General features: G+C 56.8%; 21 protein-coding genes. 11 read left to right on the forward strand and 10 right to left on the reverse strand.

Annotated features, from left to right (window positions below; all coding sequences use genetic code 11):
- Positions 1–161 precede the first annotated feature (161 nt).
- The 6 genes from PMI31_RS11100 to PMI31_RS11125 form a co-directional block, all read right to left on the reverse strand.
- Entirely contained in the window at positions 162–1,118 is a 957-nt protein-coding gene (locus tag PMI31_RS11100) for an ornithine cyclodeaminase family protein (RefSeq protein ID WP_008018112.1), read from the reverse strand.
- Positions 1,119–1,278: 160 nt separating this feature from the next.
- Positions 1,279–1,668, reverse strand: coding sequence for a RidA family protein (locus PMI31_RS11105; RefSeq protein WP_008018114.1), 390 nt, complete (start codon positions 1,666–1,668; stop codon positions 1,279–1,281).
- A gap of 11 nt (positions 1,669–1,679) precedes the next feature.
- Positions 1,680–2,771 carry an amino acid ABC transporter permease gene (locus PMI31_RS11110; protein ID WP_008018115.1) on the reverse strand — a complete coding sequence of 364 codons (1,092 nt, stop codon included), beginning with the start codon at positions 2,769–2,771 and terminating at the stop codon, positions 1,680–1,682.
- Entirely contained in the window at positions 2,761–3,897 is a 1,137-nt protein-coding gene (locus PMI31_RS11115; protein ID WP_008018116.1) for an ABC transporter permease subunit, read from the reverse strand. The genes PMI31_RS11110 and PMI31_RS11115 overlap by 11 nt, the downstream gene beginning before the upstream one ends.
- A 62-nt stretch (positions 3,898–3,959) precedes the next feature.
- Positions 3,960–4,982: an amino acid ABC transporter substrate-binding protein gene (locus PMI31_RS11120; RefSeq protein ID WP_008018117.1), complete on the reverse strand. Its 1,023-nt coding sequence runs from the start codon at positions 4,980–4,982 to the stop codon at positions 3,960–3,962.
- A 209-nt stretch (positions 4,983–5,191) separates the two neighbouring features.
- Positions 5,192–6,196: a LysR family transcriptional regulator gene (locus tag PMI31_RS11125; protein WP_008018119.1), complete on the reverse strand. Its 1,005-nt coding sequence runs from the start codon at positions 6,194–6,196 to the stop codon at positions 5,192–5,194.
- Between the two features lie 159 nt (positions 6,197–6,355).
- On the opposite strand from PMI31_RS11125, the gene PMI31_RS11130 reads away from it, so the two are divergent.
- The 8 genes from PMI31_RS11130 to PMI31_RS11165 all read left to right on the forward strand — a co-directional run bounded on the left by PMI31_RS11130 (position 6,356) and on the right by PMI31_RS11165 (position 14,589).
- Positions 6,356–7,654 (forward strand): MFS transporter, encoded by a 1,299-nt coding sequence (locus PMI31_RS11130; protein WP_008018121.1) that lies wholly within the window; start codon positions 6,356–6,358, stop codon positions 7,652–7,654.
- A 12-nt stretch (positions 7,655–7,666) separates the two neighbouring features.
- Positions 7,667–8,422, forward strand: a complete 756-nt coding sequence (locus PMI31_RS11135) for a class II aldolase/adducin family protein (protein ID WP_008018123.1) — start codon at positions 7,667–7,669, stop codon at positions 8,420–8,422.
- On the forward strand, positions 8,419–9,348 hold the full coding sequence (locus PMI31_RS11140; protein WP_008018124.1) for a 2-hydroxyacid dehydrogenase: 930 nt from the start codon (positions 8,419–8,421) through the stop codon (positions 9,346–9,348). The genes PMI31_RS11135 and PMI31_RS11140 overlap by 4 nt, the downstream gene beginning before the upstream one ends.
- A 22-nt stretch (positions 9,349–9,370) precedes the next feature.
- On the forward strand, positions 9,371–10,609 hold the full coding sequence (locus PMI31_RS11145; RefSeq protein ID WP_008018126.1) for a Zn-dependent hydrolase: 1,239 nt from the start codon (positions 9,371–9,373) through the stop codon (positions 10,607–10,609).
- A 175-nt stretch (positions 10,610–10,784) separates the two neighbouring features.
- Positions 10,785–12,113 (forward strand): MFS transporter, encoded by a 1,329-nt coding sequence (locus PMI31_RS11150; protein WP_008018127.1) that lies wholly within the window; start codon positions 10,785–10,787, stop codon positions 12,111–12,113.
- Between the two features lie 80 nt (positions 12,114–12,193).
- Positions 12,194–13,519, forward strand: coding sequence for an OprD family porin (locus tag PMI31_RS11155; RefSeq protein WP_008018128.1), 1,326 nt, complete (start codon positions 12,194–12,196; stop codon positions 13,517–13,519).
- Between the two features lie 59 nt (positions 13,520–13,578).
- Entirely contained in the window at positions 13,579–13,968 is a 390-nt protein-coding gene (locus PMI31_RS11160) for a RidA family protein (RefSeq protein WP_008018130.1), read from the forward strand.
- Positions 13,969–13,971: 3 nt separating this feature from the next.
- Positions 13,972–14,589 carry an RraA family protein gene (locus PMI31_RS11165; protein WP_008018131.1) on the forward strand — a complete coding sequence of 206 codons (618 nt, stop codon included), beginning with the start codon at positions 13,972–13,974 and terminating at the stop codon, positions 14,587–14,589.
- Positions 14,590–14,936: 347 nt separating this feature from the next.
- Here PMI31_RS11165 and PMI31_RS11170 read toward each other — a convergent pair whose 3' ends face one another.
- The 4 genes from PMI31_RS11170 to PMI31_RS11185 form a co-directional block, all read right to left on the reverse strand.
- Positions 14,937–16,154, reverse strand: coding sequence for a DUF3422 domain-containing protein (locus PMI31_RS11170; protein WP_008018132.1), 1,218 nt, complete (start codon positions 16,152–16,154; stop codon positions 14,937–14,939).
- Between the two features lie 316 nt (positions 16,155–16,470).
- A complete protein-coding gene (locus tag PMI31_RS29905; protein WP_238539283.1) occupies positions 16,471–17,025 on the reverse strand; it encodes a hydantoinase B/oxoprolinase family protein in 555 nt (184 codons plus the stop codon).
- Positions 17,026–17,208: 183 nt separating this feature from the next.
- On the reverse strand, positions 17,209–18,147 hold the full coding sequence (gene ctlX, locus PMI31_RS11180; protein WP_008018135.1) for a citrulline utilization hydrolase CtlX: 939 nt from the start codon (positions 18,145–18,147) through the stop codon (positions 17,209–17,211).
- A gap of 34 nt (positions 18,148–18,181) precedes the next feature.
- Positions 18,182–19,234, reverse strand: a complete 1,053-nt coding sequence (locus PMI31_RS11185) for an ornithine cyclodeaminase (RefSeq protein ID WP_007991068.1) — start codon at positions 19,232–19,234, stop codon at positions 18,182–18,184.
- 185 nt (positions 19,235–19,419) lie between these two features.
- Here PMI31_RS11185 and PMI31_RS11190 point away from each other — a divergent pair, with 185 nt between their 5' ends.
- The 3 genes from PMI31_RS11190 to PMI31_RS11200 all read left to right on the forward strand — a co-directional run bounded on the left by PMI31_RS11190 (position 19,420) and on the right by PMI31_RS11200 (position 21,900).
- A complete protein-coding gene (locus PMI31_RS11190; RefSeq protein WP_008018136.1) occupies positions 19,420–19,842 on the forward strand; it encodes an Lrp/AsnC family transcriptional regulator in 423 nt (140 codons plus the stop codon).
- Between the two features lie 364 nt (positions 19,843–20,206).
- Positions 20,207–21,625 carry an amino acid permease gene (locus tag PMI31_RS11195; protein ID WP_008018137.1) on the forward strand — a complete coding sequence of 473 codons (1,419 nt, stop codon included), beginning with the start codon at positions 20,207–20,209 and terminating at the stop codon, positions 21,623–21,625.
- 23 nt (positions 21,626–21,648) lie between these two features.
- The gene (locus PMI31_RS11200; protein ID WP_033063575.1) at positions 21,649–21,900 is read left to right on the forward strand and encodes a transcriptional regulator; all 252 of its coding nucleotides are present in this window, start codon (positions 21,649–21,651) and stop codon (positions 21,898–21,900) included.
- The last annotated feature ends 247 nt before the right edge of the window (positions 21,901–22,147 follow it).

Here is a 22,147-nt window from a genome sequence, read left to right on the forward strand (position 1 = left end):
GCCCCCGATTAGCTCTCCTGCGGCCCCATCACAACAATCATCACGCCTCAACTATAGCCAGGTGGTGTTCTCAAATCTTGGCCAAAAAATAAGCCGGAGGATGTTTCCATCCCCGGCTTATTATTACGCTGACATGTGTAGAACGACTTCTGAACCTGTATTCAGTTGTTCTTCATATGCAACTGATAAAGCTCATTGGCAATGGCGATATCCTCCAGCCCCAGTCCGATTGAGCGGAAGAAGGTATGGCGCTCGGGATCGGGAAGTCGGGCGGCTCCCGTCATCAACTCGGGCAAATCTCCGCAAATACTCTCGGTTAACCAGCCATGCTGTTCTTTTGCCAAGCGCATTTCCCCTGCGCTCTCGGGCGTTGTAGCCCGGTAATCGCAATAGACGCTCATGTTCAGCAGGGATTCAGGAGGTACTTCGTGCGCCAGTGGGGCATTGGTGCAAATGGACGTGATCAACGCTGGCTTTTTCAGCACTGCTGGGTCAAGCACCGTATGACCGGCCGAGGTGCACAGCAGGATGACATCCGCATCATCAACTGCACTGGACAGTTCGATATGAATGCTGACGCGCGGATCGAGGTTCCGGAGTGCCTGCTGCTCGGACACTGGTAGAGCGTCAATGTTGGGTGCGTACAACCTGATATCCCCCCACTCGCGCAATGCCGAAACATGCCGGACATGCGCTTGACCCAGGCGCCCTACTCCCACTACGGCCAGTTTGCTGACCTGCGCGGGCGCAAGTAAATCGACCGCGAGTGCTGTCGTGCCCGCTGTTCGCTCAGCCGTCAATTGCCCCGAATCACAGAGCAAGCGAGGTTGACCGTCATCCATCGACATCATCAACGTCCAGGCCGTCACCAGGGCCCCTTCCGGACGAGGGATATAGGGTGAGAGCTTTGCACCAAAGACCCGCTCCTCGGCAAGCGTTCCAAGGTAGCTGATAAAGTTGCCTTGCCCGTTGGGAAACGGATTGCGCAGTTGTGGAGGTTGCACAGCCTTTTCCTGTCCCAACGCCAGGAACATACGACGCATTGCGGATAACACATCAATCCGACCGATCAGTTTGGCCACTTGAGTTGAATCAAGTACGGCAATGTCATTTTTCATCGAATACATTCCTTCATCGAGCATCTGACAGAAAACCTTAAACGTCGAAACCACTCGGCTCGAGTTCATGGGAAAGAATATTGAAACAACTAGTTGAATAGCTTATAGCTACCAAGAGAACTGATACTTCTTACACAATACAACCCAGCTCATCCGTTTTCTAAAGATGGGCAACTACATCGATTTCAATATCAAACGGAAACGGCCAGGGCTTGACTGCAACGAATGAGCGGACGGGTGGATTCTCGGGAAAATACTTGCGATACACGGCGTTCACCTCATCCATCATCGATGGATCCGTCACGAATATCGTGGTTTTCACGACGTTATCGAGGCACGATCCTGCCGACTCAAGAACAACTTTCATCACCTGCAATACAGCGTGCGTCTGTTCAACAATCGTGCCGCGAACAATATTCCCGGTCAGCGGATCGAGCGGCGGCAGGCCACAGGTATAAAGCATCGAACCCGAACGAATCAGCAAAGAAGTCGGTGTATTCAAACGTCTTAGCGCGTCAGATAAAAACGGTACTTCTATTATTTCTTTCATGGGGGCATCCATTATTGATACAGGCGGGCCCTACGCTCACGTTCAATCGCCGCGACGTAGTGTTGGATATACATGCAGATAACGAAGTAGATGACGCCGACAAACAGATAGAGCTCCTTGTAGAACCCTTGCCAGTTTTCGTCATAAAGGCTTGATCTTGCCGATCCAAGCAAATCGAAAAGTCCGATGATCATCAACAGCGAACTGTTCTTGACGAACGCGATGGCGATGTTGGCAATCGGTTGCAGCGAATGGGCGATGACTTGCGGCAAGATGACGTAGGCATGACTGCCCCAATAGCCGAACCCCAGGCTTGCCGACGCCTGGCGCTGACCGACTGAAAGTGCTTGCAGGGCACCGCGCAAGGCTTCGGAAAAGTAAGCGGCGGTAAACAACGAGAGACCGATACCTGCCCGAAAAAGCTTGTCGAAAATAAGCTCGTCCGGAAGTATCAACGGAATGATCGCAAAGGTCATGAAGACAATAGTGATCGCCGGAACACTGCGAATGAGATCGACATAAAGCCGGCACGGAACAGAGACAAGCGGCATCTGCGACCGACACCCCATCGCCAGCAGCACACCCAGAGGGAACGCACACACAAGGCCGGCAATGCTGATCAGCAGAGTGATGGGGAGTCCACCCCAACGCGCACGATCCACCGACTCAAGACCGAACAGTCCACCACTCATCAACAGATAACCAATCAACGCGGCCAGTACCCACAGCACAATGGCCACTGTGTGATGGCGGACCCGAAACAAACACCAGAGCGCAACCGCCGCGATCAATGCAACGAAGGTGATCGGACGCCAAAGCGATTCCGGAGGATAGGCCCCGAACAGAATGAGATTGAGCTTGGTGCCGATGAACGCCCAGCAAGCGCCTCCGTTCTGGTGACATTGCGCGGCATCGCCGCTAAAGGTTGCATCCAGCAACAACCATTTGAAGATACCAGGGCCAACCAAAACGACGCCCCAGAGAAAAAGTGCGCCGAGCACAATCCGGCTTGGCATACCCGAGCCCAGGTCTTTCAGGCGCTGGATTAGCGTCAAGGGTGCGACAATCGACACTTGGGCACCATTATTCAGATCACCAGACATAATGTTTCTCCCACAGACCGATTACCCGCGTCGTAATAATGTTCACCGTGACGTAAACCAGCATGAAAATGCTGATCAATTCGATGGCCTGCCCTGTTTGATTCATGGCGGTATTTCCCGCCGAGACCAGTTCCGGATATCCCACGGCAACACCCAGCGAACTGTTTTTCATCAGGTTCAGTAGTTCACTGACCACCGCCGGCATCGCGATCCGGAAGGCTTGTGGCATCACGATGTAACGCAGCACGCCAAAGTGCGTCAGGCCCAGCGCATAACCTGCTGCAATCTGTCCCTGGGCAATGGACTGCACCGCCCCACGGATCGCTTCGGCTATATAAGTGCCCGTGTACACAGAGAGCCCGATGAACATACTCATGAACTCGGGTGAAAAGTGCCCGCCGCCGCCGATTGAAAACTTGCTTGCGGTGGGCCATTCAAATGTCATTTGCCCGGACCACAGGGCATAGGCCGTGGACACAAAAGCAATCAGGCTCAGGAGTACCAGCAAGGCTCCCGGTTTTTTCAGTGCGCTACCACCGGTCCTCACACTTCTCAAGAGATACGCCACGAGGGTGCAGAAGATCGCCACAATCGCCGTCAATGCGAAGGGGGTTGGCCACGGAAAATTAACCCCGCGATTGCTGATGAACAGACCCGGTAGCGGCTCCAGAGCCTCCCGGACTACGGGTAAACCGTAAGTAAAAACAGCGAACCAGAAGAACAACTGCAGCAGCAGCGGTGTATTACGGATCGTCGAGACATACACTTTGGCAATTCGTCTGGCCAGGCCGAATTTGGACAACTGGGCCAGCGCTGCCAATACCCCAATCAGCACGGAGAACACAATGGCGCAGAGCGCCACTTTCAACGTGTTCGAAAACCCCGCGAGCAAGGCGTACGCGTATGACTTGTCACCGCTGAAAGCAATCATGCTTTCGCTGAGGTCGAAGCCGGCGCGAGTCCACAGAAAACCGAACCCGGTATTGATGCCCTTCTGTGTAAGGCGCTCGTTGATCACGTGCCCGAAATACCAAACCGCAATCACGACAGCCGTGAGTACTACAAGCTGGACCAACACCGTGACTGCCCGGTGTTGGTGTTTAACTGCGCCATCTCTTGCCGACATGACCTTCACCTCTCGTTTCTGATTCGCCATCTATGCGGCGTTTGAGTCATTCACATCACGGATCAGAAAAGTGGGGCGTAGAGCAGACCACCGTCCGACCACAGCGAATTCTGGCCACGCTTCATCTGCAAGGGCGTGTTAGCCCCCACGTTGCGCTCGAAGATTTCTTTGTAGTTGCCTACCGCGGAGATGACATTGATCACCCAGTCATCTTTGAGACCCAGCCCTGCCCCAACGCCAGGCGTTACACCCAACAGACGCCGGATGTCTTCGTTGTTGCTGGTGAGCATTTGTTTGACGTTGTCTTTAGTGATACCGAGTTCTTCGGCAGTAAAGGTTGCGAAGACTGTCCACTTGACCAGGTCTGCAAAGTGCTTGTCATCGCCCCGTACGACTGGACCCATTGGCGATTTCGAGATCACATCAGGAAGGATGGCGTAGTTATCAGGGTTGCCCGAGTTGAGTCGGATAACCGCCAGCTGCGACACATCGCTGGTGATCACATCGCAGCGGCTGGCGAAAAAGGCCGAGAAGAATTCAGTCCCGCTTTCGATCACCACCGGCTTGAAACTGATCTTCAGCTTGTCGAAGAAGTTGCGAACCACATACTCGCTGGTCGTGCCCTGCTGGATGCAGACCGTAGCGCCATCGAGCTCTGCCGCCTTGGTGACGCCCAGTTTCTTGTTGATCAGAAAGCCTTGGCCGTCGAAGAAGTCCACCACCGGAAATTGCAGCCCCATCGTGGTGTCGCGTGTCAGGGTCCAGGTGCTGTTCCGAGAGAGGACATCCACTTCGCCATTCTGCAGCGCCGTGAAACGTGCCTGATCGGACAGCGGGACAAACTTGACTTTCGGCTTCTCGAAAATCGCCGCCGCAAATGCTTTGCAGAAGTCCGCATCAAACCCCTGCCAATCACCTGCACTGTTGGGCGCACCAAAGCCGACCAGGCCAGGGTGCACACCACAGACAAGCACTCCACGCTCTCGAATTTTCGACAAGGTATCGGCCTGTACCGGGGCAGAAATTGCCAATGAAAGCCCTAGGGCTGCTGCGGTAGATGCGAAAAGAACTCTTAGACGTGTCATCAGCTTCTCCACTCGGTAGAAAGTATACGATTTCAAGCTATATGACTTTAAGAGAGGCTGTCAAGCCACAAAAATGGTCGCATCGGTAATTTATGTTGAGTTTAGATCTGGGGTGTTGCGAGGTGACTGATCACCGGCGTGTGTCGCAAAGGCTCAAGCAGCCTATCGGGAATGCGCAGACACCAATCACCGGTGATGCCAATCAAAAGTCAGTCTTCCTGGCCGGCCTTCTGATCGACGGATTGCTCTGCAACTGCAATGGCATGCTGGAAACTTTCAAGAAAAACAGTTTCTGCATGGGTCATTTTTTGCTCGCGGTTCCACAACAAGTGAATGTCGACATCGGAGACACCATCCCTGGGCGGCAGACGCCAGAGCATGCCGTTGTAGAGGTCAACATCGAGTAAATGCTCTGGCAAACAGCCGATACCAAATCCTGCGATCACCAACCTGCGTATTTCTTCAAAGTTTGATGACGAAGCGACGATCTTGCCGGTGAAGCCCTGTTGGTCACGAAACACGGTAAGCGGCGAAAGATTGCCGCCAATCTGGTCGCTCGTGAAGCTGACAAAATTTTCCCCTTGCAGCTCCGCCAGATCGAGGCCACGCACGCCAAAAAAGCGATGCCGTTTTCCGCAAAAGAAGGCATATCGCTGACGTATCAGACAACGCTGCTCAAGCTTGGGTTGAGCGATACGGCATAACCCGACACCAACGGTGGCGGTCTTCTGCATCAGCGAACTGATAATGTCGGAGCTGCGCAAAACCTCTATTTCCAACTCCACACGCGGATGATTGAGATGAAAATTCGCGAGAAAATCATCATAGACCGTTGATTGCACCCGGCTGATCGAGAGCAGACGAACCTTCCCCACCACATCATCCTGGGGGCCTTCGATGGCCGAGCCGATGCGCGATACGTTGCCGTACATCTCTTCGGCAATTCGCAGTATTTCTTCGCCCGCCTCAGTGAGATCGAAGCGCGGCCCCTTACGCGAAATCAAGGCGCACTCCAACTGCTCTTCCAGCCGCTTGAGCGATTGACTAACCGCCGATTGGGTAATGAACAGCCGCGCCGCTGCACGACTGATGCTCCCTTCCTGACCAATAGCCAGGTACGTGCGCAATAAATTCCAATCCAGACGATCGTTGAGGAAACGCCGCCCTCCCCGTTTCGCCTGTACTAGCTCTTCATTCGAGTTTTTGCTGCTCATCTTCACATCCATTATTAGCATTACTTAATCAGCGATTAAGAATTAGCAAATTGCTTAATTATAGAGGCTACGAGATAAAGCACGAAGGCGCCAGAGGGACAGAGCGTTACCGTGATCCGATTGATCGCTGTCGGAAAAATAATTAAAGACGAGCCTTGCATGCGTACTCACACCAACCAGCCGCGTCGCGCAGCAGTTGCTGCCTTCATTGGCACGACCATTGAGTTCTACGATTTCTACATCTACGCCACCGCGGCGGCACTGATCCTGGGGCAAGTGTTCTTTCCCAGCTCGGACTCCACCCTGAGTACGCTGGCGGCATTCGGCACCTTTGCAGTGGGCTTTATTGCCAGGCCCATGGCCGGCATGGTTTTCGGCCATCTGGGTGACCGTCTGGGGCGCAAAAAAATGCTGCTGTTCACCATGCTGCTGATGGGCCTGGCAACCACTGCAATCGGTTTGCTGCCCGGCTATGCCAGCATCGGCATCTGGGCCCCGATCGGTTTGATCGCACTGCGCATCATCCAGGGCATTTCGGTGGGCGGTGAATGGGGCGGTGCCGTGCTGATGGCCAGTGAACACGCGCCGGCCAAGCGCAAGACCTTCTACGCATCCTTCGCCCAATTGGGCAGCCCGGCAGGTTTGCTGTTGGCGTTGATCGCCTTCCGTCTGGTGACCTCGCTTTCACCTGAGCAATTCGCCCAATGGGGCTGGCGTCTGCCTTTCCTGTTCAGTGGCGTGCTGATGATGATTGGCCTGGCGATTCGTTTTGGCGTGCAAGAGTCTCCGGAGTTCAAGGCAATCGCCGACAAGGGCGAAACCGTTCAGTATCCGGTGCTTGAGGTGATTCGTACCTGCTGGAGGCAGATTCTGTTCGCGGCGGCTGCAGTGACCATAGGCTCGGCCGGCTTCTTCTTCACCAACACCTTCATGATCACCTATGTCACGCAATATCAGAACATTGCACGCTCGACGATTCTCGACTGCCTGTTCCTGGTCACGGTGATCCAGTTCATCTCCCAACCAATCAGCGCACTGCTGGCCGAGCGTATCGGTGAAGGCCGCTTTCTGAAGCTGGTCGCCCTGCTGTCGATGCTGGTCCCCTACCCCATGTTCATGCTGGTCGGTACTCAGAACATTGTATTGATGACCCTCGGCATTGCCATGGCCGTGGTCGTTCTGTCTGGCCTCTATGCAGTAATCGCCGGTTACATGGCCCAGGCGTTTCCAGCGCATTTGCGTTACTCAGGAATTTCCATCGCTTATCAACTGATCTGCGCCATTGCCGGGGGATCCACGCCCATTATCGGCACCCTCCTGGCCAGCCACTATGCCGGCCAGTGGATGCCATTGGCGATCTTCTTCAGTTTGCTGGCTGCCCTGTCGTTGATCGGCGTCTGTGGCCTCGCCCGTCTGCGCGGCGAATCCATCGTCACCGCCCCCCAACTTGCGCTTTAACAAGGAGCTCACATGTACACACCCGACAACATCGACCCCACCGAGTGGAAAGCACGCTGCGAGTTGGCGGCACTGTATCGGTTGGTCGCGTATTTTCGCATGACCGACCTGATCGATACGCATATCACCCTGCGTATCCCTGGCCCGGAACACCACTTCCTGATCAACCGCTACGGTGTCATCTTCGATCGCATGAAAGCCAGCGATCTGGTGCGCATCGACCAGTACGGTCAGGTGGTGGGAGGTGCGAATGAGCGTACCCGTGTGAATGCCGCAGGCTTCGTGATTCATTCGGCGATCCATATGGCCCGCCCTGATCTCAATTGCGTGGTGCATACCCACACCGCAGCCGGTATGGCTGTGGCCGCCCAGGAGCAAGGTCTGTTACCGATCAGCCAGCATGCGCTGAAGTTCTACGGCAAATTGGCTTATCACACCTATGAAGGCATTGCGTTGTCGCTGGCCGAGCGTGAACGACTGGTCGCCGACTTGGGGCCACACAAGGCCATGATCCTGCGTAATCATGGCCTGCTGGCGGCCGGAGGAAACGTGGCTGAGGCCTTCCACGAAATTCACTTCCTGGAGCGCGCCTGCCAAGCGCAGGTCGCGGCGCTTGCCGGTGGCAGCCAGTTGGTCTACCCCAGCAAAGAAGTCTGCCAACACACTGCAGAACAGTTCGGCCGCGACGAAGCCGAGGAGATCATGGGCCTGAGCTGGAATGCCGCCTTGACCTTGATTGAAGACCAGCGCGAGTCCTATTGCTCATGAACACGATCGTACTGCTGTCGCGCGACAGCATCCTGCTCGGCCAGCTCCAGGCGGCCTTCGCCCGTCAGGCGCCGGACATACGGGTGGTGCTGGCCGATGACCCGGTCGCCAGTGAAGCACAAGTCGCAGCATGCTGGTTCCCCCCGGCCAACAGTTTGGGCGCGCTACCCAATCTGCAACTGGTGCATTCGGTCGCCGCGGGTGTCGATCATTTGCACACCGACCCCAGCTGCCCGAACTTGCCCGTGTGCCGTGTGGTCGATCCCGCGCACCGCCAAGGCATGACCGAGTACGTACGCTGGGCGGTGATTCACTATCACCGGCGTTTCGATCAGGTCTTGCAGCAACAGCCTGACCAGCTCTGGCAGCGCCCGGTACAGATTCAGGCCAAGGACTTCAAGGTCGGTGTGATGGGCCTGGGTTCGCTGGGCGCAGCCATTGCTAAAGACCTGACCAGTGCCGGCTACAGCGTTCGCGGCTGGGCGCGCAGTGTCAAAAACATACCCAACGTGGTCTGCCACAGTGGCGATATGGAGTTCAGTGGCTTTCTCGAAGGCCTCGATCTTTTGATCAACCTGCTGCCGTTGACCTCGGCTACCCGAGGCATTCTCTGCACTGAAACCTTCCAGGCTCTGGCGCCTGGTGCGGTGGTCGTCAACTGCGGTCGCGGCCAGCACGTACGCATCGACGATCTACAACAGGCATTAAGCAGCGGTCAGCTGCGCGGCGCTGTGCTGGACGTCTTCGAGCGTGAACCCCTGCCGGTCGATGATCGCCTGTGGCGCATGCCCGGGGTGATCGTCACCCCGCACATGGCCTCGGCGGCGTCCCACGACTGCATCGCCAGCCAGATTGCCGAAAACACCCGGCGGCTGGCCCGTGGTGAACCCCTGAACAACCCGGTCGATACGTCCCTGGGCTATTAAGACACGCGACAAGAGGTGAATGATGAAAGTATCCAAGGTCAACGGTGAGCGCCTGTGGGACAGCCTGATGGACATGGCCAAAATTGGCGCCACCGAGCGCGGTGGCAACTGTCGCCTGGCCCTTTCCAGGGAAGACCTGGCCGGTCGCGAGTTGTTCATGGGCTGGTGCCGTGAGGCTGGCCTGAGTACCGCGTTCGACGCCATTGGCAACCTTTTCGCCCGCCGCGAAGGCCAGGACAACAGCCTGCCACCTATCGTCATGGGCAGCCACTTGGACACCCAGCCAAAAGGTGGCCGCTTCGATGGTATCTACGGCGTGCTGAGCGGTCTGGAAGTGGTGCGTTGCCTGAATGATCAAGGCATCGAAACCCGCCAGCCCATCGAAATTGCCGTGTGGACCAACGAGGAAGGTGCGCGCTTTACCCCGGCCATGTTCGGCTCAGCGGTGTTCACCGGCATTCTGCCGTTGCAAACGGCATTGGACGCCCGCGATGCCAATGGCATAAGCGTCGCCGAAGCACTCGCCGATATCGGCCAGAGCGGTGACCTGCTATTACAGCGGGCTTTTGATTCTTACTTCGAGGCCCATATCGAACAGGGCCCAATCCTGGAAGACAACGGTTTACCGGTGGGTGTCGTCACGGGTGGCCAAGCGATCTGCTGGCTGGATGTACAAGTGGGTGGTGTCAGTGCCCACGCCGGCACCACCCCCATGCCGTTGCGCAAGGATGCCCTGTTCGGTGTCGCGGAAATGGCCAGCGTGCTGGAATCCATCGCCAGAGACTTCGCGCCCAAGGGGCTGGTCACAGTGGGCCAGCTGGAGATCGCCAAGTCATCGCGCAATACCATCCCCGGCCGGATCAACTTTACTGTCGATCTGCGCCACCACGAAGACCAACAGATCGCCGCCATGGAGCAAGCCGTATATGAGCGCTTGCAAATCGTGGCTGACAAGCGCGGCTTGAGCCTGGCGATCAGTCGTCATTGGCTCAGCCCGGCGACACCCTTTGATGCCGATTGTGTGGCCGCTGTGCGCTCGGCGGTCCAGGCGCTGGGTTACCCCCATCAAGACATCGTCAGCGGTGCCGGGCATGACGCCATTCACCTCGCCGGGCATTGCCCGACCACGATGGTCTTCATTCCCTGTGTCGGTGGCCTGAGCCACAACGAAGCAGAAGACGCCCTGCCTGACGATGTCCGCATGGGCTGCGACGTGCTGCTCAATGCGGTGCTGCGGCGAGCTCAGCGCCTGAGCGACTGATTATGTAATTAACACCGAACCTCTGAGGTTGCGTCATTCACACGACCTCAGAGGCAGGGCCCGTTTGCGCCTGAAAAACAATAAAACCGATCTGCAGCTACAGCATCACCGTTACTCACACTGCCAACCAATAAATCAATCCACTGAGCCCAACGCTCAATTTGGAGAAAAAGGCATGAACAGCTCCGCGTGCATCCAGACCGCTACCCCGACGGTCGAACCCAGCGTCAACATGAAAAAAGTCGCCGTCGCCAGCGTCATTGGCACCACGGTGGAATGGTACGACCTGTTTGTTTTCGCCACGGCTTCCGCCTTGGTGTTCAACAAGATTTTCTTCCCCGCGTTCGATGCCTTGATTGGCACCCTCCTGGCCTTCGGCACCTTTGCTTCGGCTTATGGTGCGCGCATCGTCGGGGCTGCCTTGTTCGGCCACTACGGCGACAAGCTAGGGCGCAAATCGATGCTGCTGATTTCGCTATTGACCATGGGCGCGGCAACCTTTGCCATCGGTCTGTTACCGGATTACGCCAGCATCGGCATCTGGGCACCGATCCTGCTGTTGACCCTGCGGATCATTCAGGGCTTGGCCCTGGGTGGTGAATGGGGCGGTGCGGTGTTGATGGCCGTCGAACATGCCCCCACCAAACAGCGTGGCTTGTATGGCTCATGGGTACAGATTGGCGTGCCCGCCGGTACCATGATTGCCAACCTCGCCTTCCTGGCGATTGCCTGGCTACTGCCTGCTGAAGACATGCTTGCCTGGGGCTGGCGCATCCCGTTCCTGGCCAGCGCACTGCTGATTGCCGTGGGCCTGTACATCCGCCTCAACATCACCGAGACACCTGCGTTCCACAAGGCTCAAACCAGCGAGCCGCAAATCAAGCTGCCGCTGGCCGAAGTCTTCAGCAAATACTGGAAGCAAGTCCTGCTCGGCGGCGTGGCAACCATGTCGACCGGTGCGTCGTTTAATATCATCGTCGCCTTCGGCCTGACCTATGGGACGCAGACCCTGGGCTTTAGCCGCACCATCATGCTCAGCGTGGTACTGGCCTCCTGCGCGCTGTGCATCGTGCTCTTGCCAGCCTTCGGCGCACTGTCTGATCGCTTCGGCCGCAAGCCGGTGATCATCGCCGGTATCGTCGGTGAAGCGCTGGTCGCCTTCCCGATGTTCTGGCTGATGGATACTCGCGAGCTGCCGCTGGTGTTTCTTGGCTATGGCCTGTTGATGACCGCGTTTGCCGCCAACTACGGGCCCATCGCAACCTTCCTCGCCGAGCTGTTCGGCACCCGTGTGCGTTACTCCGGCCTTTCGGTGGCTTACATGCTCTCCGGGCTGCTGGGTAGCGCGGCCACGCCTATTGTGACCACGGCCCTGCTGGCGATGACCGGCAAAGGCTCGTCAGTGGCCTGGTACCTGATTGGCTCTGCGGTCATCTCCCTGATTGCCCTGTTGCTGCTGACCGAAACCTTCAAGCGCGACTTGAGCGCTGGACGGGCTGAATAGCACCAAGTGACCCACAACAAGAATAAACCCACCCGCACTTGATCCTGCTGCCATTCACGCACCCTCTGGATTCGTACACCATGGAAAAAACTCTGCACCTGTTTGGCATGAGCGCCGGCGCTTGCCTTTTGACTCTGAGCCAGGTCGCTTCAGCCGATTTCATCAGCGATAGCAAGGCCACACTGGGCTTGCGTAACTTCTACTTCAACAACGACTACCGCGACCGGCCCGGCAGTGCCGGCCAGAGCAAGACTGAGGAATGGGCGCAGGGACTCATGCTCAATTACTCCTCCGGTTTCACAGACGGCACCCTGGGGTTTGGCGTCGATGCGTTGGGCCTGGTGGGCCTCACCCTGGACAGCGGCCAGGGCCGCCATCGCGGCAGCTCTATGATCCCGACTGAAGGTGATGGCGCTGCCGATGAATGGAGCCGCCTGGGCGTGACCGCAAAAGCCCGTTTGAACAAGACCGAAATGCGTTACGGCACGCTGACGCCCAAACTGCCGATCTTGGTCGCGAACGACGGTCGCCTGTTGCCACAGACCTTTGAAGGCGGCCAGATTACCAGCAGCGATCTCGACAAGCTGACCTTGACCGCCGGCCGTCTGGAGCACGCTACCGGGCGTGGCTCCAGTGATAGCACCGGGTTGGCGGTCAGCGGTGGGAGTCAGGAGAGCAACGAGTTTCTCTTCGCCGGTGCCGACTACAAAGTCACTAAAGATCTGACTGCCCAGTATTACCTGGCCAATCTTGAGGACTACTACACCCAGCACTTTTTCGGGCTGCAGCATGTGCTCGCACTGGGCGAAGGTCAGTCGTTGAAGACCGACCTGCGTTACTTCGATACATCTTCCGACGGCGCCAACAGCTCGGCCAGCGGGCGGGCTGACGGTTTCCGGGTCGGCGGCTATAGCCGTAACGGTGCCGGTGAAATCGACAACCGCACCTGGAGCGCCCTCTTCACCTACAGCTTCGGTGGCCACGCGTTGACCGGCGGTTACCAGAGCGTTTCCGATGGCAGCAACTTCGTTCAGCTCAACCAGGGTTCCCTGGCGGGTAAAGGGGCCGGTGGCGCAAGCCTGTATCTGTTCACCGACCGCATGCTCACCAGCTTCAACCGGGCCGGCGAACGCACTTGGTTCGGTCAGTACGCCTATGACTTTGTCGCCTTGGGCGTACCGGGTCTTCGCGCGTCGATGGTTTATCTCAAAGGCAGCCAGATCAAGACCACTTCTGGTAGCGATCAGCAGGAATGGGAGCGTGACCTGGCCCTGGATTACGTTATCCAGGACGGCACGTTTACAGGCCTGGGTTTCGGTTGGCGCTATGGCGTTCTGCACTCCGAAGCCGACGCTAATCAGGACCAGAACCGCTTGTTCGTCAGCTACACCCTGGCATTGTTCTGATTCACCGGCCCGCCGCCCATGCCGGGTCGGCGGGCCTCTATTCTCAGCGAGGTTCATTAATGAAACGTATCCAGGCAGCACCCGGCACAATCGGCCCGGTCGGTCCTTACTCCCAGGCAGTGGTCAGCGGCCATCTGGTGTTCACTGCCGGTCAAATACCCGCCGTAGGCGGACTGGACCAGCAACCCGAAGGCTTCGAAGAGCAAGTGCGCCAGACCTTGCGCAACCTGGAAGCCATCCTGATCGCGGCAGGCTCGGACTTCGACCATGTGATCAAGGTCAACGGCTACCTCACCGATCCAGCTCAACTGGAACCCTTCAACCGGGTCTATACCGAGGTGCTCGGTCATGCGCCGCCGGCACGCACCACGGTCTGCGTGGCACTCTGGGGGGTGGCGTTAGAGATCGATTGCGTGGCCGAACTCATTGATACTGCGCCGCAGAGGTAAGCCATGAACGCCCCTGCTCAATTGCTTGAAAAGCTCCATCAGGTCAGCTTCGCCACCCTCGGTCATTTGCTCGAAGACGGCTTTGTCAGTACCGAAATTCAATCGATGCTGAGCGCCGTCAAAGTGGTAGGTCGTGCCGTGACGCTGAGCGTGATCGACGCCGATGCCATTGCCGTCAACCGCGCCTTGGCAAGCCTTCAAGACGGCGACGTGCTGGTGATTGACATGAACGGTGATCGACATCACGCCTGTGTCGGTACGGTGACAGCCTGTGCAGCTAAAGCGAGAGGCGCCAGGGCCATCGTGGTCGATGGCGTGGTGACCGATATCCTTGAACTGCGGGGAGCCGGACTGCCCGTTTTCGCGCGCGGTACCAGCCTGCTGACCACCAAACTGCACGGCAATGCCGAGAGCCAGTTGAATGTACCGGTGCAGTGCGGCGGGGTTCAGGTGCACCCGGGCGATCTGGTGTTGGGAGACGACAACGGTTTACTGATTCTTAACAGTCAGGCACTTGCCGCAGTCATCGACCAGGCATTGGCCAGTGATCGTGCAGAACCCGGTCTGCTGGAACGTCTTGAAGCCGGAGAGTCAATAGCATCCGTACTGCGTGTTCAGTGATTGGTTGCTTGTAATGTAGCCAACGATTCCGGTGCCGCGAGTCAACATGGAGTGGGCACCTGGATCGGTCAGTGAGACCTGTTTATCCAGCGATTTGGTTCTCCGGCTGCTAGTTCTGTGTAACGCAGAAGCAGTGTACGACGGCTAAGGAGCGACGCGTATCTTCACGAACACCACGTTGGCACCAACAAAATCGACAAAGCCCGCTGAACGATTTAGCCAATCTGTTGCGTCGACCGGTTGAATCCACAGCCATAAGCAGTCACTCAGCGACTTGAATAATGTGTGTGCTTTCACAGTTTTTTAAGGCCATGCGTCCTGGTAAGAAAATTATTAGAGTCATCGCCTCAATGCTCTTTGACTTTCTTGATGCGAAGCACAATCAACGCGAGAATACCGATTGCAAGCGGCGTCATTGCCAGCATGGCCTCTCGCGGGGCCACCGCAACGCCGAGCAGGTGCAGCCCCGAGTAGCCAAGCTTGAGCAGGTTAAGCAGGTAGTAGGTAATAGCAATAATCGACAAACCTTCCACTGCGCGCTGGATCTTGATCTGAGCATCGGCGCGGGCGTTCAGGCTTTTGAGAATTTCCGAGTTCTGTTCTTCCATTTCTACCTGAACCCGTGCTTGTAACAAATCGCCCAGGTTGGCCACGCTTTCGGCCAGGTGCTCCAGGCGCTGTTCGGTGGCGGTGCAGTACCTGACGGTAGGTTTGAAGCGGCGCTCGATAAATACGCCCAGACGTTGGCAATCACCTACATGACTTTCTCGCAGTTCCCCCAAACGTTCGAACACCAATTGCGCATAGGCTTGCGTGGCACTGAAGCGGTGCCGGGTTTTCGCAGAGCTGCTGACCACTTGGGCAGAAAGGTTGGAAATATCCGCAAGCAGGGCTTTCGCATTACTGCCGTCGGGGTCGGCGTTCCGTTCGGAAAGGGTGACCAATGTCTTGTCAAAAACATCGAGCTGCGCGCTCAGGTCTTTGGCCATGGTCAACGATAACGAGGCCATCATCCTATAGGTCTCGATTTCCAGCAGGCGGCGTATCATCCGGCCCTGGCGGTAGGCATTCAGGCGCCGGTTGACGAACAACATGTGGTTGTTGCCCTCCTCGCTGAGACGAAAATCGCTCCAGACCATTGCATCGCCACCACCCACGCAAGAACCGCTCGGATCCTTGAAGCCGTAACGGGACAGATCCAGGTCGTTTTCTCCACGCACTACAATCTGCACCGAGTTGATCAGGGCCGGCAAATACTCTTCGACCTTTGACGCCAGCACCTCGGGCAGCGTCGTCCAGGACAGGTCATCACAGGATGAAGTGACCACCAGGGTCAGGGTGAAAAACTCGGCATGGCGCTCCCATTTCAGTGCATGGCCATCGAGCCGGGTAATTCCTTGGGCGGCCGTCAGGTCAAGGGAACCAGGGCAGCAGTTTTCAAGGAATGCATTGCACTCCTGATCGCTGCCGAGAAAGGCCAGATGAAACACATGGGCCGGCTCATCGAAGTACAGTGACGGGCGCGCGTGTAGCTCGTTGTGTAGGCTTTGTCGTAACGGGTGCATGTTGTATGGCCATGTTGGAGTTGTTTTTGCCGCTTGCGATCAATACCCACCCGAGCCAGGCGCCAAGTCTTTCGGGGTATTATCGACTGCTGTTGTTGGTGGGACAGTTTGATGAGCTCACAAGTCACCGCCAGGCCAAGAACGTTGGGAAGGTACGACGCAGCCCGTCCGTGGGGTGCCCCGTCTGGAGTCGAAAGAGCGAGACGCGAATGAGTAATCGAGTTTCCTTCGGCAGAAGCGAAGCACTGCCGTCCCTGGCAGGCACTTCTCATACCGATTCCGTTGCCGGCGCTGTCACTCACAAGCTCCAGTTCAGCTATGCCGATGACATCTGCTCGGGATAGTAGCGCCGGGCTTGTTCGACCGAGATGTAGTCGTTTTTTATATCATCCTGGATAGCCTCGAGGCTCCGCGCTTTTGCCGGCCCCCAACCACCGCCGTTGGCAGCGACCAGACGCAGCAAATCGGCTTTTTCAAGCTCCACACGATTGGCTCGACTGAAGCGCTCGGTTGGCCCCTGTACGCGAATGACTTCGGCGTAGTTGCACGAGCCTTCATGACCTGCGTCAATTCCCCACGGCGGGGTGATGCCGCGTCCGAAGAATGTCGACACCCAAGCTTTGGGCGACAGGATCCGATAATCGAGCATTACCCCTCTTCCACCACAGTGACGCCCCGCGCCACCCTCCTCATGATGAAAACCATAGCGCTCGACTAATACTTCATAACAACGCTCGGTCAACTCGACCGGAATATTGCTGGTTTCACCATTTCCCACACAGAACTGACCGCTCTCTCCGTCCTTGTCATGCCCGGCGCCCCAACCGCCAGCCTGCCGGTGATGCGAATGTTGTCCGGGTGGGACAACCAATCACGATCTACGCGATGACCGAAGCACATCTGCTTCCGGCGAAGACACAGCGGCTTATCGAGTTCCTGCGGGAGCGCCCGAGCATCAACGTCGCGAACACGCTCCAAGGCCTCGACAGCTCCGCAAGCTAAAGACCATCATCACCACCTGACAAGGGTGGGGATGATGGTCGCCTCGTTGAGGTTACTTTCGAGGAGACAGGTGGATACCTGCGATCATGCAGCGAACAGAGCCTCCGGCCATTTCAATGGTCGGAACGTCCAACGGCACCAACCTGGCCGACCGCTCGATACGTTGACGCTGCTCTGCCGTAAGGCTGTTGAAGGCTCTGCGCGAGAGGGCCAGGATTCGACCGTCTCGACCAGAGAGCTCGATTGCGTTGCCGGCAAACTCGTTGATCTGCTGGTTGGTCAGATCTATGACATCTCGACCTGACTCCATCAAACGCATACGAACCTCTTCAGCACGAGCCTTTTTCGTGAAGGTGCCGAAACCCACCAGGGCGAATTCAGTCGCGACACACATCAAGACGTTGGTGTGATAGATCGGCGCCCCTTTCTCGTCCGCCGTGTCGAACACCATGGGCTCGAAGTTGAAGTGGGTGCTGAACCGCTCCAGGGCAATCGGATCGGCTCGGTTCGAGCGAGCCGTGTACGCCACCCTGGACATATGATCGAACACCATGGCTCCGGTGCCCTCAAGGAATAGCTCATCCTGTTCCAGGCCTGAGTAGTCGATCACGTCCTGAACCCGGTACTCCTGCTTGAGCATCTCGATGACATCGGCACGCCTCTCCCGACGGCGGTTCGGGGAGTACATCGAGTAGATCGCGATGTGACCACCTGGGTGGGTCGAGAACCAGTTGTTCGGGAAGACGGAGTCCGGGGTGTTTTTCTCGCCGAAGTCATCAAAGAGATGAACCCGAACACCCTCAGCCTCCAACCGCCCTGCAGCCTGGTTGACCTCATCACGCGCAATCTCGGAAAGGGTTTGAGCGGCGATGTCAGGATTTGAGCTTTGGAACGAGTTATCTGCAGCCGTTTCCGGATTAGGAGTAAAGGCGTGCGGCCTGACCATCACCACAGCCGCAGGCGCTTGAATCGAACGCGTTGGAAATGCCATCAAGAAATACCGATATAGGGGACTGATCTTAGAGTTATGCAACGCGTCGGATGCGTTTTTTGGCGGCGCGGCCACGGGTGTGGCTGAACAGGTCTTTCGGGTCGTCCTCTACCCACGGAACGAGATCAATCTTCGTACCCATCCCACGCTTTTCAGCTTGCTGAAGCACGTAACGCAGAACCGAATAATCTTCGAGAGCGAAGCCCACGGAGTCGAACACCGTGACCTGCTCTACGCTCTGGCGGCCTTCCTGATCACCCGTGAGAACACGCCATAGGTCGACGACGGGCGAGTCAGCTTCAAGCTGCTGGATATCGCCTTCAATACGGGTCTGCGGCTCGTACTCCACAAAGACCCTGGACTTGCGAAGGACGTCGGCATGGAGCTCGGTTTTACCTGGGCAGTCACCGCCAACAGCGTTCAGGTGCATCCCCGGCTCGAGCATCTCGGGCGTGATGATGGTCGCGTAGGCCTTATCTGCGGTGACGGTGGTGATGATGTCCGCACCCCGTACCGCCTCGGCAACACTCTGCGCACGGGTGATTTTAAGCTCGGGGTACTCCTGGAGATTCCTGATCAGCTTCGCAGTCGCGAGAGGATCGGTGTCGTATGCAACGATCTCCTGGATGCCGAGGTGCTTGTGGAAGGCCAGTGCCTGGAACTCACTTTGAGCACCGTTGCCGATCAACGCCATCTTTCGAGCGTCTGGACGGGCAAGTGCTTTGGCGGCCATCAGCGAGGTAGCGGCGGTACGCAAAGCCGTCGCAATCGTCAGCTCAGAAAGCAGCACGGGGTAGCCCGTGTTGACATCAGCCAGCACCCCGAATGCCATCACGGTATGAAGGTCTTTGAAGGTGTTGGAGGGATGGCCGTTTACATACTTGAACGCATATTGGCTGTGATCCGCCACGGGCATTAACTCAATCACCCCGACATCTGAATGGCTTGCCACGCGGGCAGACTTGTCGAACTCCGGCCAGCGCTTGAAGTCTTCGCGAATAACCTCGGAAAGCTCACCCAAGAACTGAACTACGCCAATGTCATGAACCAGGTCAGACATCGTGGGGACGTCGATGAAATGCGTCATTGCTAAGCACCTAAATAAGTGCGCCCGCCTTGAAGTAGTGCTTAGCGGGCGCCAAGTAAGAGTTCTTGCCACCTCCAAAATTCTGATGAAAGGCTGATACAAAATGAAGCGTACAGGTTGCCAGATTTCGCAGTTTTCTAGACACTTTGCTTACTAAAAATAGCAATCTGGATAGCATGCGCATCATGGACAACATTGATCGGGAACTCATCGCTCTACTGCGGGACAATGCCCGCACCCCTGTTATGACGTTGGCCAAGAAGCTGAGGGTCGCTCGGGCCACTGTGCAGAATCGCCTCACCAAGCTCGAAGAGAGCGGCGTCATCATGGGCTACACGATCCGCCTTCAGTCCGATGCGATAGAGCGAGGGGTCAGGGCAATCACCAGTATTGCTATCAGTGGCCATCATGCCGCCGAGGTCAAACACGCACTACGGGGGCATCCCAGCGTAGTCGCCATCCATACCACCAACGGCCGATGGGACCTGATGGCAGAGCTTCGGGCCGAAACACTTGAGGCCTTTGACAAGGCGCTCAACACCATTCGCTCCATTCAGTACATTGACAACACTGAAACCAGCATCCTGCTGTCGACCTTCAAGATGTAGTCCGAATTGGGCCACTCGTACCTTGTTTTGCGCGACTTATCAAAATGCAACACAGGCTATTCAAAGTGATAAGCCAGGCCTTCGCGCATAACATTTTGTAGCGTTCCGGTTGACAACTATGGCTGGCAAAATGGGCACTTCTAGGCGACCGGGGCAGGATCCAACAACGGCAACAAGCACACCGCGTCTCTAGAGTTCAATCACCTGACAGTTTGGTCAGGCCCTTGCGCTGGAATTTGCTTTTCTCGTCTGCGTATTAACCAAACCCTCCGTTTTATGAGGTGCAACATTACTTATGCCCACATAAATCACCTTCCATAAGGAAGGAGGTAGAGGTTTTCTCAAAAAAAATAAGAGGTCAGTTATGCATCAAACCTGCAACTCGCAAGACGCGACTCACGGCGACGGACGAACACTTAAAAGGCGGCTGGAAAATCGTCATATTCAGCTGATTGCCATCAGCGGCGCCATCGGCACGGGTCTCTTCATGGGGTCAGGGAAGATGATTGCGCTCTCCGGATCCTCAATCATCCTGGTCTACGCGATCATTGGGTTCTTCGTCTTTTGCATCATGCGGGCGATGGGAGAAATGCTCCTAGCCAACCTTGAAATGGGCTCGTTCGCAGAGCTTGTCCACCATTACCTCGGGCCACGCGCAGGATTCATACTGGCCTGGTCGTACTGGCTCAGTTGGGTGGTAGTCGCCGTCGGTGACGTGGTGGTAGTCGCAGGGTTCCTTCAATACTGGTATCCAAACCTACCCACATGGATTCCAGCCTTCAGCACCATGTTCCTGCTCCTGGTACTCAACATGCTAGCCGTGAAGGCTTTCGGTGAGGTGGAGTTCTGGTTCGGCCTGATCAAAATCATCGCCATCGTCGCCCTGGTCGTCACCGGGCTGGTGATGGTGGCCACGTCCTACACGTCCCCTGCCGGTGTAACCGCGTCCTTTAGCCACCTGGTAGCGCCCGGCGTCGTGATGCCGCATGGCATCTTGGGTTTCCTTGCTGGTTTCCAGATCGCCATCTTCTCGTTCGTTGGCACAGAGCTTCTCGGCACCGCCGCAGCTGAAGCCCACAATCCGGAGAAAACGCTGCCCAAGGCCATCAACACCATCCCTCTGCGCATCCTGCTGTTCTACGTCACTGCACTTGCATGCATCATCAGCGTGATCTCCTGGGCCAACGTGCCCGCAAACCGCAGCCCCTTCGTCGAGCTGTTCCTGCTGGGCGGCCTGCCGGCTGCCGCTGGGATGATCAACTTCGTAGTGATGACGTCGGCGGCCTCCTCGGCCAACAGCGGCGTGTACTCGGGCTCCCGCATGCTCTACGGCCTGTCTCACAACAAGCAGGCACCGCAGGCCTTCGGACGCCTATCGGGCTCCGGCACACCGGCCCGCGCACTGGTGTTCTCGGGCCTTTGCATGGCGATCGCGCTGACGCTGCTATTCGCCATCCCGGACATCATGGTGATCTTCACCCTGGTTTCGACGATTTCGGCTGTCATGGTTATCGTCACCTGGTCGTTGATCCTGCTGTCGTACTTCGCCTACCGCCGCAGCAACCCCGAAGCCCACGTGCGCTCAACCTTCAAGCTCCCAGGTGGCAAGTTCACGGCAGGGATTTCCCTGGCGTTCCTGATGTTCGTCCTGTGCCTTCTTGCACTGGAACCGGATACCCGCACCGCCCTGTACGTGATGCCCATCTGGTACATCGGCTTGCTGCTTGCCTATCGCTACAATGCGAAAGCGACTGCGTACCCGGTAGCCGCCACAGCCTCTTGAGATATTGAGAAAGAAAGATGCGAGTGAGCTCATCGACGTCAGGCATCAAGCTCGACCCTTCAACCAGAAAGAGGATCAAGCAGGCCGCTGCAACTCTGGATCGAACACCGCATTGGTTCATGAAGAAGGCAGTGCTGTATTGGCTACACCGGGTCGAGGACGGCTCAAGCGCATCAGACCTGCTGAACGAGGTGGACATCGACGCTGATAACAGCCACCTCAGTCGACAGAAACTGTTGAACGTTGACCAGCCAATGAAAAAAACCGTGGAATAGGCACCTCGTAAATGACCAGCGACGACCAGGATCAGCAAGCCCCAAGTCAATCTTGCGGACCGACCATCAAGGATTAAGACAATTTGCTCAATAGAGATGGGGGTTAGGCTTTTTGAACGAGTCATTTAACCCTCCAATCTCTATGCGAGGCACATTTAGCTCCACAGTGCCTTGCCCTACCGACGTTACCTTCAGGGATGCTTCGCTATAAGGTCAAAGCCAGTGCGGCGGGATCGGCCCGCCGCAC

Origin of the sequence: Pseudomonas sp. GM55, from assembly GCF_000282395.1 — a bacterium.
In the GTDB taxonomy this organism is placed as follows: Bacteria; Pseudomonadota; Gammaproteobacteria; order Pseudomonadales; family Pseudomonadaceae; genus Aquipseudomonas; species Aquipseudomonas fluorescens_CC.

Bases quoted from the DNA above. Each gene is read 5' to 3' on its own strand.
- PMI31_RS11115 (WP_008018116.1), bottom strand. From the start codon at position 3,897: ATGTCGGCAAGAGATGGCGCAGTTAAACACCAACACCGGGCAGTCACG.
- PMI31_RS11100 (WP_008018112.1), bottom strand. From the start codon at position 1,118: ATGAAAAATGACATTGCCGTACTTGATTCAACTCAAGTGGCCAAACTG.
- PMI31_RS11130 (WP_008018121.1), top strand. From the start codon at position 6,356: ATGCGTACTCACACCAACCAGCCGCGTCGCGCAGCAGTTGCTGCCTTC.
- PMI31_RS11145 (WP_008018126.1), top strand. From the start codon at position 9,371: ATGAAAGTATCCAAGGTCAACGGTGAGCGCCTGTGGGACAGCCTGATG.
- PMI31_RS11120 (WP_008018117.1), bottom strand. From the start codon at position 4,982: ATGACACGTCTAAGAGTTCTTTTCGCATCTACCGCAGCAGCCCTAGGG.
- PMI31_RS11110 (WP_008018115.1), bottom strand. From the start codon at position 2,771: ATGTCTGGTGATCTGAATAATGGTGCCCAAGTGTCGATTGTCGCACCC.
- PMI31_RS11105 (WP_008018114.1), bottom strand. From the start codon at position 1,668: ATGAAAGAAATAATAGAAGTACCGTTTTTATCTGACGCGCTAAGACGT.
- PMI31_RS11195 (WP_008018137.1), top strand. From the start codon at position 20,207: ATGCATCAAACCTGCAACTCGCAAGACGCGACTCACGGCGACGGACGA.
- PMI31_RS11125 (WP_008018119.1), bottom strand. From the start codon at position 6,196: ATGAGCAGCAAAAACTCGAATGAAGAGCTAGTACAGGCGAAACGGGGA.
- PMI31_RS11190 (WP_008018136.1), top strand. From the start codon at position 19,420: ATGGACAACATTGATCGGGAACTCATCGCTCTACTGCGGGACAATGCC.
- PMI31_RS11150 (WP_008018127.1), top strand. From the start codon at position 10,785: ATGAACAGCTCCGCGTGCATCCAGACCGCTACCCCGACGGTCGAACCC.
- PMI31_RS11135 (WP_008018123.1), top strand. From the start codon at position 7,667: ATGTACACACCCGACAACATCGACCCCACCGAGTGGAAAGCACGCTGC.
- PMI31_RS11165 (WP_008018131.1), top strand. From the start codon at position 13,972: ATGAACGCCCCTGCTCAATTGCTTGAAAAGCTCCATCAGGTCAGCTTC.
- PMI31_RS11170 (WP_008018132.1), bottom strand. From the start codon at position 16,154: ATGCACCCGTTACGACAAAGCCTACACAACGAGCTACACGCGCGCCCG.
- PMI31_RS11155 (WP_008018128.1), top strand. From the start codon at position 12,194: ATGGAAAAAACTCTGCACCTGTTTGGCATGAGCGCCGGCGCTTGCCTT.
- PMI31_RS11185 (WP_007991068.1), bottom strand. From the start codon at position 19,234: ATGACGCATTTCATCGACGTCCCCACGATGTCTGACCTGGTTCATGAC.
- PMI31_RS11160 (WP_008018130.1), top strand. From the start codon at position 13,579: ATGAAACGTATCCAGGCAGCACCCGGCACAATCGGCCCGGTCGGTCCT.
- PMI31_RS11140 (WP_008018124.1), top strand. From the start codon at position 8,419: ATGAACACGATCGTACTGCTGTCGCGCGACAGCATCCTGCTCGGCCAG.
- ctlX (WP_008018135.1), bottom strand. From the start codon at position 18,147: ATGGCATTTCCAACGCGTTCGATTCAAGCGCCTGCGGCTGTGGTGATG.